The sequence below is a fragment of the uncultured Methanobrevibacter sp. genome (assembly GCF_902770715.1).
GTDB lineage: Archaea > Methanobacteriota > Methanobacteria > Methanobacteriales > Methanobacteriaceae > Methanocatella.
On sequence record NZ_CACXTS010000003.1, the window covers coordinates 78,745 to 95,090 of the forward strand.

A 16,346-nucleotide genomic window follows, 5' to 3' on the forward strand; every position below is an offset into this window, starting at 1 on the left:
ACAATGAAAATAGAAGAAATCAAACATCCGGAGTTAAAAGGTCATATTAACATGATTTACATGCATGAAGAGAACCAGAATCAATCTGCAATCGATAAAACCGAATCTGAAATTAAGGAATATATCAAGGATAAAGAATTCATAATATCAATTGAAGATTCAAAACCCGTCAAAATCCCATATGCAAATGATGGAGAATACTTAGTTCCCATCTTCACCGATGAAGCGGAATATCTCACCGGAATGGACTACTTTTCACTCAATGATATGGCTGAAAATAAGGAATATGAAATAGTAAAACTAGAAAATTATAAAAAATTAAAGGAAGATCCTAATTTCTTAGGATACATCGTAAATATAGCAAGAGTAAGCTACGTTATCGGAACTACTCTTCTATGAACTCTTTTTGAATATCTTCAACAATTTCAACGAATCTTTTTGAAACTTCATCGTTAGGGTCAATTGTTGCGATTACACCATCTTCGTTTGGTGAGTTGGAAACCTTTTCCTCAATAGGCAAATCGCCCAGGTAGGTAATTTCCATCTCTTCAGCAAAAGCTTTTCCATTGCCTTCACCGAAAATGTGAAGCTTTTCATCACAATGAGGACAGATGTAATATGCCATGTTTTCAATAAGACCGATTTTTGAGATATTCATCATTCCAACCATCTTGACACATTTTAAAACATCTTCCTGTGATACTACGTTAGGTGTTGTTACCATAATAACTGCATCAGCATCAGGAATGGTTTGCAAAACTGTTAATGGTTCGTCACCTGTTCCAGGTGGGTTATCAATGATTAAGTAGTCAAGTTCGCCCCAGTTACAATCGGAAATCAACTGTTTGATTGCACCTGTCTTTTGAGGTCCTCTCCAGATGATTGGTGTGTCGATGCTTTCAAGCAAAAATGCCATTGACATTACCTTAAGGCCGCTTGGAAGTGTTACAGGAAACATTGTAGTGTTAAACTCTTGCTTAATTGTTTCAATGTATGCCAATTTCTCTTCATCGCTTTCAAAAGTTTTTTCCGCAAGCCTTTCTTCAGTGACTTGTCTGAATGTTTCAAACTGATTTTCGCTGAATGCTTCACCATACATTTCCAAACCCAACATCTTAGGAATGTTTGGTCCGTGAATATCAGCATCCAAAATACCGGTTTTGTAACCTAACTTCTGCAGGGTTTCAGCAATGTTAGCCGCTACGGTAGATTTTCCTACTCCTCCTTTTCCACTCATAACAACTAGCTTATGCTTGATTTGACCTAAGTTTTTAGCAAGTCTCAATTCTTGTGCAATCATCTGTCTTTGTTGTTCAGGTGTCATTTGGCCTCCGTGACCATGATGACCGTGTCCATGTTCAGGCATTATATCATCTCCAAAATTTTTATTTATTTAACTGAATTTTTTACTAACTTCTTCAACAGCAAGGATTAATGGATCTGTAACCATTGATACTGGTGGTGCGTAAGCAAATTCCATATTGCTTAAATCAAAGCAGGTCAAACCTTCTGTAATAGCTAATGTCATTGTATCAATTCTTTCAGCTACCCTTTCTTCCGCAATGATTTGACAACCGATAATGGTTCCATTTCCATCACAAATAACTTTGATATCCATAGGTTTTGCATTAGGATAGTATCTAGCTCTTGTAAGTGCTTGTACCTTTTGTACGACAGGCCTGATTTGGTTTTGCATAGCAAAGCTTGTAGTGTATCCTACAGCACCAAATTCCAATTTTCCAACTTTTGAAACCATTGAATTCAAAACAGGGTTGAATTTGGATTTTTTGCCACAGATTGTACGTGCCAATGTTTTGGATTGCCTTACTGCAGTAGTTCCTAAGTGGGAAATTGTATTTGAACCTAAAATCAAATCTCTTGATTCGACGCAATCGCCTACTGCGTAAACATCTTCCACTGATGTTTCCATCCTGTCATTAACAATTACTGCCCATCTGCCTATGTTACAGCCTGCCATTTCAGCCAATTCTAGTTCAGGCCTTACGCCTGTCGCCATGATAACCATGTCTGCATCGTAAAGCTCTTCATCACCGAAGCATGCCTTTTCGACTTTTCCATCACCAAGCAGCTTGGTAATAGGTTTGCCCAAAACAACTTGAATTCCTTCCATTTCAAGATATTTAACCAAAATGTCTGACATGTCCTTATCGATTGATCTTGGAACGATTTGAGGCATCATTTCACTTAAGATTACATTCAATCCTCTTTTTTTAAGTGCGAATGCAATTTCAATACCGATTAAACCGGCACCGGTTACAATTGCGCTTTTAGCATCTTTCATAGCTTCCTGCACTTTCATACCGTCCTCAATGTTTCTTATCTTGAATACTCCATCAAGGTCTACACCCTGCATTGGAGGGATGAACGGATTACCTCCGGTAGCAAGAACCAATTTATCATAATCCATGACAGTTTCTTTACCATTTTTCTCATAGGTAACTGTCTTTTTGTCTGAATCGACTCCAGTTACTTCAACTTCAGTGATGACTTCAATGTCCTTGTCCTTATAATCTTCAGGAGTTCTCATTACGATATCATCAAAAGTTTCGATTATTCCTGCCAATACGTATGGAATAGCGCATGGGGAATATGCAACCTTATTGTCTCTTGTGAGAACTGTTATCTCTATATCCTTATTCAGTTTACGAATGTTTGAAGCTGTAGAAATTCCACCAGCTCCACCACCTACAATTACTACTTTCATTATTAACAAAACCATTTATAATTTATACAATATATACTATATTAAAAAATAATATAAAAAGATTAAGGTTTAAAAATGAGAGAAATTGAATTTGATTTAGATGCAAATCCGTTTATTAATTTTTTATCCGCAAGATATGCAGTGTCTGCACGGGTAAATGTGGAAAAGTTGTGGAAGTGGTGTCATGAAAATGACAAGTCATTTTTCATTATGAGTCTGGGATGCCTGATGAATGCAGTGAATTCCGTTCCCAATCTTAAAAGAAGGATAATAGACAGGAAAGCCATTGAATATGATTACCTGGAAGGATTGACTCCAATTATGGATGAGGATAATGACATCTACAAGGAAATGAGAGTTAAGGTTCCTCAGGAATTTGGAGACATTATCGAATGGCATGACTACGTCAAAGATCTTTCAGCAAACATTTTAAATGGTGAAATGGAAGGATATTTCATAGAAATGGAAAAAAGAGATTTGACAAATGTCGCCAACTTTTCATGCATACCTTGGATTGACTTCGACATGCTTACAAACTGTGTTGTTGACGGTGCTGCAATCCAGCCGTTGATTACATGGGGAAAAGTCAATGAGAACTACGAGATGAGCGTGTCAATAACCGTAAGCCACATATTTGTCAATGGACGTGAATTGGGATACTTCTATGAAAACGCCCAAAAGGAATTCGACAGATTCTAGTCTTCAGCTTTTGATTCGATGTCAGTAGCTTCAAGCTTCATGATAACCGGCCTAAGCCCGTCATTACAGCTTACAATAGCAACACCTGGAGTCTTTATCCAGTCGGAATAGTACCAGATATCATTAGCGCCATGAGCCAATGCGAAAACGTACTGATAGATGGCTTTCCAGGCCTCATCGCAAAATCCATCGGGCTTGGCATAATCGGCATAATACACTTCGCCTTCCTTCATCAACGGGCAGGTTGACAAGCCTTCAACACCATATTCCTTAGCCAAATCTTCCTGAAATGTAGTCTTTAAAATTGTAATCTTAACTTTCTTCATATTAGATAATATGTTGTCCAAAGTATAAAATCACATGCACCTGAAGCCCATTTCATTCAGGATTTTTTGCAGATACTTCTTTTTTAAAACAAATTCGCGCCTATTGGCCAGGCTATCACTATTCGGCTGGGCGACCTTTTCACTTAAACGGGAAGCTCCCAAATATTTCGTATCCCCTTCACGCAATCTATGGGCTTCACCATTATCAATAGCTTTCTTGATATAGTAATAATCCTTAAACAGGACATCAAAGTCATTGCTCAGGTAATAGTGCTCCAAATCGGTAATCAAACCTGTTTCATCATACCATATTATCAGAATAGATTCATACTTGAACAGGTCACTGAAGGATATCAGGTTAAAGTAATCCATATCTGCAAGCTTAAACTTTGAAGCGGGATATCTCCTGCCGCAATTCTTATAAAAATACTCCAGAGGAGCAATAAAAAAAGTTGTTGATTCATTCAAGGCAACTTCATTAATGTTCTTTCCAATCAATGCCTCAAATGAATCCATATTAATCAAATTAGTCTTTGTCAAGTGCTGGAATTCCAGTAATTCTTAAACCACCGTAATGGGATTTGTATTTGATGTTTAATCCAATTAATAATGGGGTGATTTTTTCGATGATTCTTGCTTTTTCCAAAATACCGGTATCGATTGTTTTAATGCCTGGTATTTTGTCAATGATTTCAGCAGCAATCTCTTTTGCTTCCTTGTCATCACCTGCAATCAAACAGTCACAGTCGATTTCTTCAGGGATATTTGAAAGGTGTGAGTTGGAAATGTTACAGAATGCACAGATTACTTTTGCGCCAGTTCCTTCAAGGATTTTTGCAGTTCTTTCAGCAGCAGATCCTTCCATAAGGTCTACAAATCTGAATGGTTTTCCGCCTATTGCTGTTTCTAATGGCACGGTTGCATCCATGACTATTTTGTCAGTACAGAATTCCTTGATTCCTTCGACAGTAGGTTTTTGTGCTGCTAATGGTACGGTGAGGATTAATACGTCACCTGCTTTTGCAGCGTCTTCGTTTGCCATTCCAACCATATTTAGGTCATAGTCTGCTAAGTCTTCTTTAGCTTTTGCAACTACATCCAATGCTTTTTCTTCTTTTCTTGAACCTACAATTACTTCTACACCAGCGATAGCTAATCTTTCAGCAATTCCAAGTCCTTGTGGTCCGGTTCCTCCAATAACACTTACAATCATTTTATCACCTATTTTTTATCATATAGCAGCCCGCCTACGAATATCAAATATTCCGGCAGTTTACCATCATGAGCATAAAGGATTTCATAGCCAAAAATGTCTTCGACAGCCCTGTCTACTTCTCCTCCCAATGATTCCAGAGAATATCTCATTTTAAATGGCATCTTGCAAGGGGCTCCGAATTCCCTTGTACATCTCATGCACATGTTGCATTTTCCCAGATACAATCCTAATGAATCTTCATTTTCCATCATGTATATTTCGTTCATCAATTTGACCTTGAGCCTTTCAAAGCGTTTTAGAACAAAATCAAGTTCTTGATCTGAAAAAGTGTGTTCAAGCTCCTCTTGTGAAAAATCAATCTTGAATGCAATAATCTTAAGCTTACCGTAAGAATTCCAAACATCATCGACATCAAAATCGAATGGGGGATAATTCCAGTTGTATCCCAACATTTCCTGCTCTTCAATGCATAATTTAGAGACCTTTTCAAAATCAACGTATTCATCATAAAACTGTTGAACCTCAACATCTGCAGTGAGTTTCCTAATCTCTGACATGATTAATATTATCTAAATATAACATAATAAAGGTTTTGGAAAAATTTATCAAAAAAACAAATAATAATTTTTCATTTTAATGGATTTTATTCATAAATTTTAAAAAATTATGTATAATTTTTAAAAAAAATAAAGAAAAAGGATTAACATATAATTTTTACATTTCAAAATTTATATCTAAAAATAAAAGTTATACAAATTTACATCTAATCCCAATAGAATGCATTAAACAATCATCGATTATCAACAATATCTTAGCGTTGATAAAATTAAGACAAAAAAATATTGCACATGCTATTTAAAATAGCTTTTGTGTTTTCTTAGGTAATAATTAATATAAACATATCCTAAAATTGAACCGAGTGCCATTCCGCAGACAATGCCCATATAAATGCCAATATCAGCTAAATTAAATACGAATGCGAATAATCCCGCAAAGAGCACCTCCAGGATAAAAGTTCTGAGTATTGTCAAAATCAGAGATATTGTTCCTTTTCCCATTGACTGGAAAATGTTTCCCGCCAAGATACCGAGCGGCATGAACAGTATGAAGAAACATAAGATGCGTAAAGCTTCAACAACCCTATCGGACAGTACGGCACTGCTTGCAGAATATGAAAATATAAATGACAACGGCTCTGCAAATATAAAGAAAAATGAACAGATGATTACTGATGAAATCAAACCCAATTTAACACCATAATTCAAAGCGGTCTTCAAATTATCCAGATTGCGAGCGCCGTAAGCTGCTCCGCCAACTGTCAATGCGGCAACCCCAATTCCTATCAAAGGGGAAATTCCAATGGAAATCAATCTCCAAGTTGCGGTATAGGCCGCCACAGCTACAGTTCCGGACAATAAAGTCAGCCAATAGTTCATTAGAATTGATACGAAAGATAGAATGAACTGTTCCAAACTGGCAGGGATTCCAACAACTAAAATGTCTTTATAGATGGACAAATCCCTTTTGTATTCGCTTAACCTAATTTCTAAAAAGCTATCCTTTTTATAAAACATCCAATAAATCATAGGAAGCATTGCAAGAGTTGCTGCAAGAACTGTCGCAATTGCCGCACCGGTAATACCCCATCCTATTACGTAAATAAAAATCGGGTCTAAAATCATGTTTATTATGGCCGTAAGCATCAAAGGATAGGATGCCCTTTCAATTTCACCTTGAGATCTGAATATCGCAGCAAGCATTGCCGGAATGAACAGTGAAAAAACGCCTCCCAAAACAATATATCCATAAGATAAGGCATAATCTATCACTTCACCAGCGCCCATCATCAAAAGCAGAGGCTTCAAAATGATTAAAATCACAACAGTTGAAATGGCGGTTGCAATAAAGCATAACATTATAGAATGAATTGCACTGTTTCCCGCATCATGATACTTTTCAGCACCTATGCATCTGGCTATCAGACTGTTTGAACCTGCTCCCAAACCATTGGAAATTCCGACAAACGCAAAAAATAGAGGTGTTACAAAACCAACTGCAGCTAGAGATTCAGGACCTAATCCCGCAACCCAAATACCATCTATAATGTTGTTTAGAGTCATGAACAAGTTGCTGATAATAATTGGCAATGCCAACTTATTTATCGCCTTTTTAGGATGGTTTACGATTAAGTCAATTTCTTCAGTTTTGTTTTGTGCCATTGCTCACCTTACAATATACTGGCCAGGATTTATGAAATCATCTAAAAATTCTTCGCTGGCAATTTCGTCAATATCAATAAATTTATAAGTGTCAATAATGTTCTTCTTAAGGTTTTTTCCAACTTTAATTAATCCAATGTGCTCTTTTGTGAAAATATGTTCAATAAAGCTTTTGGCGTTGCTGAATTCCCTTTTTTGTGTATGGACTAAAAAGTCACCTTGAATATGGCAGTTTTCACGGCCGTATTTTCCAACAAAATTTTCACATGCCTGATTGATGAATACTTTTGGCCCTACATTTACCTTAACATCATTTAAAGTTGATGATGCCATTTCAAGCAAAATTACACAATTCAATATCTCATCGCTCCAATAATCCGCCTTGAAAACATTGAACTCCTCACCATTTAATTTTCGCTCAAGAGCCTCCGTAGTTTTTCTAAGCTGAGGATGCAACGTATCAAGAGGTATATCAGGTATATTGAACTTGATTGCAATGAACTCGCTGTTCCTCAATTTGAATTCATTCAATATTTCCTCTTTATTTAGATTTCGATTCAACGGATAAAAATAATCTTTCTTGTTATCGCTGAAAATATAATTTCGGGCTGATTGGATAAATTCAGCCAATTTTTCTAATCTTAAAGCTGCTCCAACATTCCTGTTCTCATCAGTAGGATCAATAACTATCAAAGGGTCCTTGAATTGGTTGGATGTTCCATAGTTTTCCAAATCAATGCTATGGCCGAACTTCCAGCTGATGGCATTTTTCAATGTATTTTCAAAAGTTCCATAATGGATTATCAGCAGCTCGCATAGATAGCCTGCAAAACCGCCAACCTTAAATTCGGAACCGTATGTTCCGGTCATTGCCATGAAACGTTTCAGAAGCAAAACCTCATCTTCCTGACCATCCTTCAAGTTGGCCTTAACGTAACGGGTGTGCAGGATTGTCCTGTCCACTGCAGACTTGAGCTGACTTCCGTCTTCAATTGCATAGCAGGGAACAATATCCACTTCAAAGCCTTCAATGTGAGTGGTAACATATGGATGTGAAGCAAAATGATGCTCTGCAACCGAATCAAATTCATCACAGCACAGGTGGGCTAACTCCAGTCCTTTTTCCTTTAAAATCTTTTTATCTGTATCCAAAGGAAATGCAATGAAAATATCAATGTCTGACTTGCCTTTAAGAGCTGTGTTTTTAGCAACAGAACCTACCAAAGCCACATGGGCATTGAGATTACCGCTGTCACATAACTTCTGTAAATAATTGATTACCTTGGATGAAACTTCATTTATCTGTTTTGTTTCATCCATTGTTGGCTTTATATCATCCAATATTAAATTATAATCCATGAAATCACAATTCAAATACTATTAAATCTTCATATATTGGTCCAGATGGTTTTAAAGTAGATTTTTTTAATACAATATTGTTTACAGTCATCTCACCAATTTCAACATCACTAAATTCTTCAATTGTTGATTTTACCTGATTTTTATTTTTTGCTGATTTCATACGTCCGATAGTTAAATGAGTTGAGAATTTTTTGTCTTTATCGAAGCCTAATTTAGTGAATTCATTATCCAGTTTATCATGCAGGTCTTTAATTATGGAATCATCCTCGATTCCAACCCATATCACTTTTATATGGTTGTTATTAGGAAAAGCGCCACAGCTTTTAATCTTGACATTAAAAGGTTTGAATTCAGATACGACTTTTGCTATTTTTTCTTCCAACAATTCCAAACCGGCAGTATCTATTTCTCCAAAGAATTTCAAGGTTAAATGAAGGTTTGCCAATTCCACATATTTGATTCGTGTATCAATCTGTTTAAATTCTTTAATTATCTTATTAATTTTCGGTTTTAAATCATCATCTAAATCTATGGCTAAAAATGCTCGTATCTGGGACATGCTTTACCTCATTGTTCAATAATAGTTTCATCAATAGCGATTCCGAAATGGCGTGCACTTGATTCAATGTAAACTTTTACTTTGTCGCCTGCCTTTACGTCAGCTACTGATAACGGTTCATCATTTTCATCGACTATTCTGATTGTTTCCGCATTCTGCAGAAGTGTTCTGATAACCTGGCCTTCATATTCCGCTTCAATCAAAATCAATGGTCTTCTTTCAATCTTGCTTCTTCCGACATAAGCTGTTCTGGTTTCCCCTTTAGTATTTACAATCAACACTTCATCTCCTGCAACAAGTTCGGAGAGGTATCTTGTTTTGTTTCCAGGAACCATTACATAAGCCTGAACGGGACCTGCATTGACTCTGAATGGACGGGAAGCAACATATTCACTTTCAAGTGACTCGGAGTGTACCAGAAACATGGATTTAGAATAGGAACCAATTAGCATACCTTCTCCAGGCTTCATCATATCGGTTGTATCAACACATACTCTGTCGCCTGACCCCAATGGTTTTACATTGGTTACGGTAGCAATCTGCAATTCATATTTTGTTTGGGATGCTTCAACGACCTCTTGAGCTATCTTTTTGATATTGTTGAAATCATTTGCTTCAAATATTATACCGTCAGTCCCATGCTCCAATGTTTCAAGAGCAACACGGGCTCCATCCAAATCACGGACTGCAGCAATGATTTCCACATCTGTCTTCTGCAAGTCTGCAATAATATTCTCAAGGGGAATAATTGTCCAGTCGGTTCCCACAAGAATAATATAATCAACAATTGAACCTAATTTGACCGCTAACTGTTCATGAGCCTTATCAGTGATTATTATATATGCACATACAGTTTTTCCTTCGCTTTTCGCTTTTTTTGCATTTGCAATATCAATTGAATCAGTGAAATCCTCATTCAATTCAGCAAAGCCATCTCCTTCACCATTAATGCCTACCAAATAGATATCTGCATCATCATTGTTTGCAATAATCTTTACATTGCCGAGTTTTCTGATTTGTTCTATATCATCAAAATCTAAAACATGGTCTATTCCGGATTCCAATGCAGTGGTAATCATTTCTTTTTTATCTTCCCATTCTTCATCAGGAGTGCTGATCCAAGCGAATTTATCTTGCATTAAATCACCTATTCTAAGAATTTTAAAGCTTCATCGACTTCTGCGTCATGGTGGACGATTTCTGAAATTGCACGGGTGATTTTACCTGGATTTTCTGCCTGGAATAAATTACGTCCGAATGCAACGCCTGCTCCACCAACATCAAGAGAATCCTTAACCATTTGCAATAATTCTTCATCAGTGTCTATTTTTGGACCGCCTGCAATAACTACAGGTACAATTGCTCCTTCTACAACTTCTTTAAATGAATCAGGATCTCCAGTGTAGTTTGTTTTCACAATATCCACGCCAAGTTCGGATCCGACACGTGCAGCATGCTTTACAAATTCCACATCATGCTCGTTTTCCACTTTTTGACCTCTAGGGTACATCATTGCAAGGAGAGGCATTCCCCAGTAATCGCAGGTTTCAGCTATTTCACCTAATTCCTGTAACATCTGACTTTCAGTTTCTGAACCTAAGTTCACATGAATTGAAACTGCATCAGCTCCAAGTTGGATTGCCTTTTCAACTGTTGTTACGGTTACCTTATCATTTGGGTCCGGTGCAAGGGATGTACTTGCTGATAAGTGCACAATCAATCCAATATCCTTACCGTAACCACGGTGTCCTTGTTTTACAATACCTTTGTGCATTAATATTGCATCTGCTCCGCCTTGAGAAATCTCTTCGACGGTTTCATCCATATCAATTATTCCTGGAATCGGTCCGCTTGATACACCATGATCCATCGGTGCGATTACAGTTCTACCAGTATTTCTGTTAATGATTCTTTCTAAACGAATCTTTTTACCTATCATTTTTTAACCTCGTTATACTTATGAATAATATATCTCTTAATCAAGGTATATAATTCTAATTGTACAAATTTAGACAACCAATTAATCATAAATTGAAAATTTTAAAAAAAAGTTATAAAATCATTATTAAATTTGAAACTGATTGAATTTTTTAATATTAAAATATCTTTTTACCTATTATTGCTTGAACTTTCGTGAGTCCAACTTCAAGTTTTTATAGGCCAGCTCCTTGTCAGTTTCCTTCCACTCAAGATTTTCGCTTAAGACCTTTTTTCTCAAAACTTCAAGACTGTGGGACTTTAGATTTGATCCCCGATAATACCAAAAATCTCCCTTCTTATATACATTTAAAAAACCGGTTACATTATTTTTGTCAACTTCAAGAGACTTGGCAGCCAGGTCTTTATCTAAAACTTTCCATTTCAAGCCATAAAGACTGACAAGAACTTCCAATTCCTTAAGGGTCGCAGCTTTAAGTGACTTATCCCCAAACTGATACTCCCAACTCATATCATCAAGCTGGTAAACATTCATGAAGCCTGAAAATTTCATGATTATAAGTATATTTTTGATAGATATAAATTTTTCAATTCAAATCCAGTTTGCCCATTGCAAATTCCCTGCCGCTACAAGCTTTAATATACATTTCATCTTGTCTAAAATGATTTTTCAATAGGAATTCAAATGTTTCCAATGCCTGTGAATAGCAACCTATCTCATTTAAGATCAATCCCTTTTCAAGCAATTGGGCTTTTTTTAATTTGACGGCACTGCCTAAACTTTCGCATGCGCCCGGAAGACTAAGCTCATATTCACACAGTCCCTTTCCGAAGTATGCATAGTCATTGTTTAATGCATTCAATGATTCATTAAAACATGCCTTTGCATTTTCAAATTCATTTAATTTAAGGTGTGTTGTAGCTTTTTTGTTGAGTAGTTTAAAAAGAATTTTTTCCTTAAGTTTAGATGGATTAGACAATGCTTTTTTATAACTTTCCAGTGCTTTTTCATATTCCCCTTGGGAAAAGTACTCATCACCAGCATAGATGTTCTTTTTCAGCTTTGGAAAATTATCCCTTTCCTCACCGGATTTTTTCAAAAGAAGTTTTTGATATTCAATATCCTCCAAATCAACAGAGGCCTTTATTGCACGCCTATAATACCTTAATGCCTTAACGAAATGTTTTTGCCCGAAAAGAGCATGTGATTTATTGATTAATGCCATGCCATAGTTTTCATCATAAAATATAACCTCATCAAAGCATTCGATTGCCTTTGCATATTTTTCTGATTTCAAAAATCTGATGCCATCATCCAAGATGTTCCTTATTTCTATTTCCTTTAGAATATGCTCTTTTATGAAAGACTGATTTAAATTTGCTGTTTGAATCCTTTCTATGAATGAATCATCTTTGCTCAGCCAATCCGTTGAAAGACCTTCAAATTCAAATCTTACATTGTCATCTGAACTTTCACACTTGATTTCATCATAAATATTCAAAAAAGTCATTAAGTACTTCTTTAAAACTAATTAGATAAAAATATTTTGATTAAAATTAACGTTTTTTCGTAAAAAATTGTCTTAAATAATAAAAAAAGTAAAAAAAAAGAAAAAATATTAACTAGATATAAATCTAGTTAATTTTCTCATTTCGATTATTCTTTCCTGTTTTCTGCCCAAAAACTGCCGAAAATAATAACTAAAGCCATTACAAGATATGCTAAAGGATTACCAGTTGCATGCATAGTTACTGGAGGTTTTTCTGGGTGAACTGGAGGTACAGTTTCATTTTTAATGACCTCAACAGTGCAGTTATCATAATTGTTTGATAAGTTACTGTCGGTTTCATTGCATGTAACGTTTACCTCATTAGTAATTTTTCCATTGATGAGTGCTATACAATCAATGTATAATGTAACAGATTCATCTTTGGTTAAATTGCCAATGTCCCATCTTCCAGTTGATGCATCATATGATCCTTTGGATGCTTTATAGCCGATGAATTTTACGCTATCAGGCAATACATCATATGCCACAACATCATGAGCATCACATGGGCCATAATTAACAACAGTTATTATCCATTGGATTTTGTCGCCAATATGGTAAACTTCCTTATCAGCATATTTAATTACAGCTAAATCAACTATCGCAATACCTTCAGTGGTATTGTTTGCTTTATTGTTAGTAGTGTCATTTTCAGGAGTTGTTGTAGTAACTTCAACAGGGTTAGTAATATTTCCTACACTTAACACTTTTGTTACGATTTTGAGTGTTACACTAGAACCGCTTGCTAATTTACCGATTGTCCATACTTGTGTTTTTGCATTGTATGTGCCTTTTGAAGCAATTGCTTTGATGTATTTTAAAGAATTAGGAATGTTTTCTAAAACTTTAACGTCTGAAGCTGCACTTGGACCGTGGTTTGTAACCCTAATAGTCCATGTAAGCTCTTCACCAACGTATGCTTTCTTAGCACTTACAAGTTTAATAATATCCAAATCGCATACTGGATTAACTTCAGTAGTGTTGTTTGCTTCGTTGTTAGACTCATTATTGTCTGGAGTTGTAGTGTTGACGACAACAATGTTTGTAATGTTACCCTCTTTAACGACTTGAGTAATCAATACTAAAGATACTGAAGCATCTTTTTCTAAATCTCCAATGGTCCAAACATTATTTGCGTAACTTCCAGTAGATGGAGTTACTTTAATAACTTTAAGACCACTTGGTAATTTTTCAGTCACTTTAACATCTTTTGCAGTGCTTGGACCTTTGTTTACAACTCTAATTGTCCATTCAACAAAGTCAGTAATGTTTACTTTAGATGCATTAACCAATTTAGTAATTTCTAAATCGCAAACCGGAATTACTTCAGTAGTATTGTTAGCAATATTGTTGGTTGTGTTATTGTCAGGAGTTGAACTATTTACAGATGCAATGTTTGTAATGTTACCCAATTCTGTAGCTTGAGTTATTAAAACCAAGGATACTGTAGCATCCTTATCCATAGTTCCAATATCCCAAATTCCATTGCTGTATGTACCAGTAGATGGAGTTGAACTAATCAACTTAAGTCCATTAGGTAAAGTATCATTTACAATAACATCATATGCAACGCTAGGACCTCTGTTTATAACAGTAATTGTCCATTCAACCAAATCATTTTCATATACACGAGAAGCATTAACCAATTTTATGATTTCCAAGTCACAAACTGGATTTGCAACAGTAGTGTTGTTTGCTTCATTGTTTGTTTTATTTGGCTCGTAAGTACTTGTGTTGACAATAACCACATTTGTAATGTTTCCTTCTACAACAACTTTAGTAACTAAAAAAAGGGAAACTGTATTATTTACATCCAAGTTTCCAATCTCCCAAACTCCAGTATCCTTATTGAAGCTGCCTACACTTGGAATTGCACTTAAAACTATTGCACCTTCAGGTAAGGTGTCTTTAACTTTAACGTCAAGTGCAGTTGAAGGACCCACATTAATAACGTTAATAGTCCACTCAACGCTGTCTCCAACATCGATAGATGAAGCATTAACAGTCTTATTAATGATTAGATCACAAATTGGGTTTGCAACAGTGGTATTACTTGCATTATTGTTTGTATAATCAGATTCATTGGTAGTTGTGTTGACGGATACGAAATTATCGAATTGACCTTCAGCTAAAAGTTTAGTAATTAGTTTAAGGGTTTTTGACTCATTAGGATTTAATTTTCCAATATTCCAAATTAAATCGTCACCTTTTATTTCACAGTCTTTAGGAACTACGAACTCAATATTGTCAGGTAAAATATCTCTTACAATAACATTTTCAGCTGTACTTGGGCCATAGTTTTTAACAATAATAGTCCATTCAACAAATTCATTAACGAATACATTAGAAGTATTTACAAGTTTAGAGATTTCCAAATCACAAACAGGTTTTACATCAGTTGTATTATTACCTGTTTTGTTATCAGTTTCATTAGAGGATGCATTAACTTTGTTAATTAAGGTACCATTCACTAATGTCTTGAAAGTGATAGTGAAGTTGACACTTTCATTAGGAGCCAATACACCTTTATAATTGAAAACATCACCGGATTTAGTCCAGGATTCTTCGTTAGTATGTTTAATATATTTTAACTCATTATCATTGAAGATTTCAGTAACTTTTACATTAGTCAAATTACAATCACCAGTGTTAGTAACAACTATAACAAATTCTGTGTTGTTTCCAAGGAGAACTGTTTTGTTCAATGAGATTTTTTCAACAGTCATATTAGGTTTGTAAACAGTAGTAGTGTTATTACCAGTTTTATTATCTGTCTCATTAGATGAAGCATTAACTTGGTTTACTAAAGTACCGTTCACTAAAGCAGTAAAGACCACTGTGAAGTTAGCACTTTCACCAACAGTCAAATTACCACTTCAGTAACTTTAACATCAGACAAGTTACAGTCACCAGTGTTAGTAACAACAATCACAAACCTGACAGTATTATTAACAAATACACCATTATCAAGAGTAACTTTCTCAACAGTCATGTTAGGTTTGTAAACAGTAGTAGTGTTATTACCAGTTTTATTATCAGTTTCATTAGATGAAGCATTAACTTGGTTTACTAAAGTACCGTTCACTAAAGCAGTAAAGACCACTGTGAAGTTAGCACTTTCACCAACAGTCAAATTACCAGTAAACATCACCTGATTTAATCCAAACAGTCTTATCAGCATGATCAACGTAAACTAACTCAGATCCACTGTAAACATCAGTAACAGTCACATTATGTAAATCACAGTCACCAGTGTTGACAACAGTAATATTAAATGCAACAGTATCATTGATTACAACGAAATCAGTACCATTCAATGAAACTTTCTCAACAGTCATATTAGGACTGTAAACAGTCATATTAGAACGAATATGAGAGTTAACTATAATAAATTCATATGAATTGTTATTAATTGTTGTATTATAATCACCCTCAATTAATTCTTTAATGGTATAATTAATTAAAACACCTTGTTCATACTTATCAAAATCATAGAAAGTAAATTTCCAATCAGTAGATTTGTTTAAAGTAGCATTTTTTATGTTGTTACCGTTAGCATATAACATAACAGTAATATTATTTGGTCTAATACCATCAAAGTCATTGAAGTCATTCCAAACTTTCTCAACTGAAACGTTGACTAATTCAGGAATATGAGTGTTATTTACAGTCCAATTACCTTTACCATCACTAGTAATATTAGCAGTATAATTAACAACAGCAGTCTCGTTAACAGAGTAAACAATCACAAC

The 16,346-nt window shown here is 35.3% G+C and carries 18 protein-coding genes; 2 read left to right on the top strand and 16 right to left on the bottom strand.

The window, feature by feature from the left end:
- The first annotated feature begins 3 nt into the window (after positions 1-3).
- Entirely contained in the window at positions 4-399 is a 396-nt protein-coding gene (locus QZU81_RS01680; RefSeq protein ID WP_292852653.1) for a hypothetical protein, read from the top strand.
- Here QZU81_RS01680 and QZU81_RS01685 read toward each other — a convergent pair.
- Positions 386-1,366, bottom strand: a complete 981-nt coding sequence (locus QZU81_RS01685) for an Mrp/NBP35 family ATP-binding protein (RefSeq protein ID WP_295589109.1) — start codon at positions 1,364-1,366, stop codon at positions 386-388. The genes QZU81_RS01680 and QZU81_RS01685 overlap by 14 nt on opposite strands.
- Positions 1,367-1,393: 27 nt before the next feature.
- A complete protein-coding gene (locus tag QZU81_RS01690) occupies positions 1,394-2,725 on the bottom strand; it encodes an FAD-dependent oxidoreductase (protein ID WP_292826141.1) in 1,332 nt (443 codons plus the stop codon).
- A 75-nt stretch (positions 2,726-2,800) separates the two neighbouring features.
- On the opposite strand from QZU81_RS01690, the gene QZU81_RS01695 reads away from it, so the two are divergent.
- On the top strand, positions 2,801-3,424 hold the full coding sequence (locus QZU81_RS01695; RefSeq protein WP_295589110.1) for a CatA-like O-acetyltransferase: 624 nt from the start codon (positions 2,801-2,803) through the stop codon (positions 3,422-3,424).
- Here QZU81_RS01695 and QZU81_RS01700 read toward each other — a convergent pair.
- From QZU81_RS01700 to QZU81_RS01765, 14 genes are all read right to left on the bottom strand, one after another.
- Positions 3,421-3,750: a TIGR04076 family protein gene (locus tag QZU81_RS01700; protein ID WP_295589111.1), complete on the bottom strand. Its 330-nt coding sequence runs from the start codon at positions 3,748-3,750 to the stop codon at positions 3,421-3,423. The two genes, QZU81_RS01695 and QZU81_RS01700, sit on opposite strands and share 4 nt — an antisense overlap.
- Before the next feature lie 30 nt (positions 3,751-3,780).
- Positions 3,781-4,266, bottom strand: a complete 486-nt coding sequence (locus QZU81_RS01705; protein WP_292826132.1) for a hypothetical protein — start codon at positions 4,264-4,266, stop codon at positions 3,781-3,783.
- Positions 4,267-4,276: 10 nt separating this feature from the next.
- Positions 4,277-4,963, bottom strand: coding sequence for an NADPH-dependent F420 reductase (gene npdG, locus QZU81_RS01710; RefSeq protein ID WP_292826129.1), 687 nt, complete (start codon positions 4,961-4,963; stop codon positions 4,277-4,279).
- A gap of 8 nt (positions 4,964-4,971) precedes the next feature.
- Positions 4,972-5,523 (bottom strand): DUF2284 domain-containing protein, encoded by a 552-nt coding sequence (locus tag QZU81_RS01715; RefSeq protein ID WP_295589112.1) that lies wholly within the window; start codon positions 5,521-5,523, stop codon positions 4,972-4,974.
- 294 nt (positions 5,524-5,817) lie between these two features.
- Positions 5,818-7,185: an MATE family efflux transporter gene (locus QZU81_RS01720; RefSeq protein WP_295589113.1), complete on the bottom strand. Its 1,368-nt coding sequence runs from the start codon at positions 7,183-7,185 to the stop codon at positions 5,818-5,820.
- Between the two features lie 3 nt (positions 7,186-7,188).
- Positions 7,189-8,544 carry a CCA tRNA nucleotidyltransferase gene (gene cca, locus QZU81_RS01725; RefSeq protein ID WP_295589115.1) on the bottom strand — a complete coding sequence of 452 codons (1,356 nt, stop codon included), beginning with the start codon at positions 8,542-8,544 and terminating at the stop codon, positions 7,189-7,191.
- A gap of 4 nt (positions 8,545-8,548) precedes the next feature.
- Positions 8,549-9,106, bottom strand: a complete 558-nt coding sequence (thpR, locus tag QZU81_RS01730; protein ID WP_295589117.1) for an RNA 2',3'-cyclic phosphodiesterase — start codon at positions 9,104-9,106, stop codon at positions 8,549-8,551.
- An 8-nt stretch (positions 9,107-9,114) separates the two neighbouring features.
- The gene (locus tag QZU81_RS01735; RefSeq protein ID WP_295589119.1) at positions 9,115-10,245 is read right to left on the bottom strand and encodes a 3-dehydroquinate synthase II; all 1,131 of its coding nucleotides are present in this window, start codon (positions 10,243-10,245) and stop codon (positions 9,115-9,117) included.
- Positions 10,246-10,253: 8 nt separating this feature from the next.
- A complete protein-coding gene (locus QZU81_RS01740) occupies positions 10,254-11,045 on the bottom strand; it encodes a 2-amino-3,7-dideoxy-D-threo-hept-6-ulosonate synthase (RefSeq protein WP_292826112.1) in 792 nt (263 codons plus the stop codon).
- 177 nt (positions 11,046-11,222) lie between these two features.
- On the bottom strand, positions 11,223-11,597 hold the full coding sequence (locus tag QZU81_RS01745) for a hypothetical protein (RefSeq protein ID WP_292826109.1): 375 nt from the start codon (positions 11,595-11,597) through the stop codon (positions 11,223-11,225).
- Positions 11,598-11,631: 34 nt separating this feature from the next.
- Positions 11,632-12,555 (bottom strand): tetratricopeptide repeat protein, encoded by a 924-nt coding sequence (locus tag QZU81_RS01750; protein ID WP_295589122.1) that lies wholly within the window; start codon positions 12,553-12,555, stop codon positions 11,632-11,634.
- Positions 12,556-12,701: 146 nt separating this feature from the next.
- Complete coding sequence (locus tag QZU81_RS01755; protein WP_295589123.1) at positions 12,702-15,461, bottom strand: DUF11 domain-containing protein; 2,760 nt, start codon at positions 15,459-15,461, stop codon at positions 12,702-12,704.
- On the bottom strand, positions 15,458-15,742 hold the full coding sequence (locus QZU81_RS01760) for a hypothetical protein (RefSeq protein ID WP_295589125.1): 285 nt from the start codon (positions 15,740-15,742) through the stop codon (positions 15,458-15,460). Before QZU81_RS01760 ends, QZU81_RS01755 begins: the two co-directional genes overlap by 4 nt.
- Positions 15,729-16,346, bottom strand: a 618-nt coding sequence (locus QZU81_RS01765; protein ID WP_295589126.1) for a Cna B-type domain-containing protein, incomplete at its 5' end; no start/stop codon positions are given. The genes QZU81_RS01765 and QZU81_RS01760, both read right to left, overlap by 14 nt.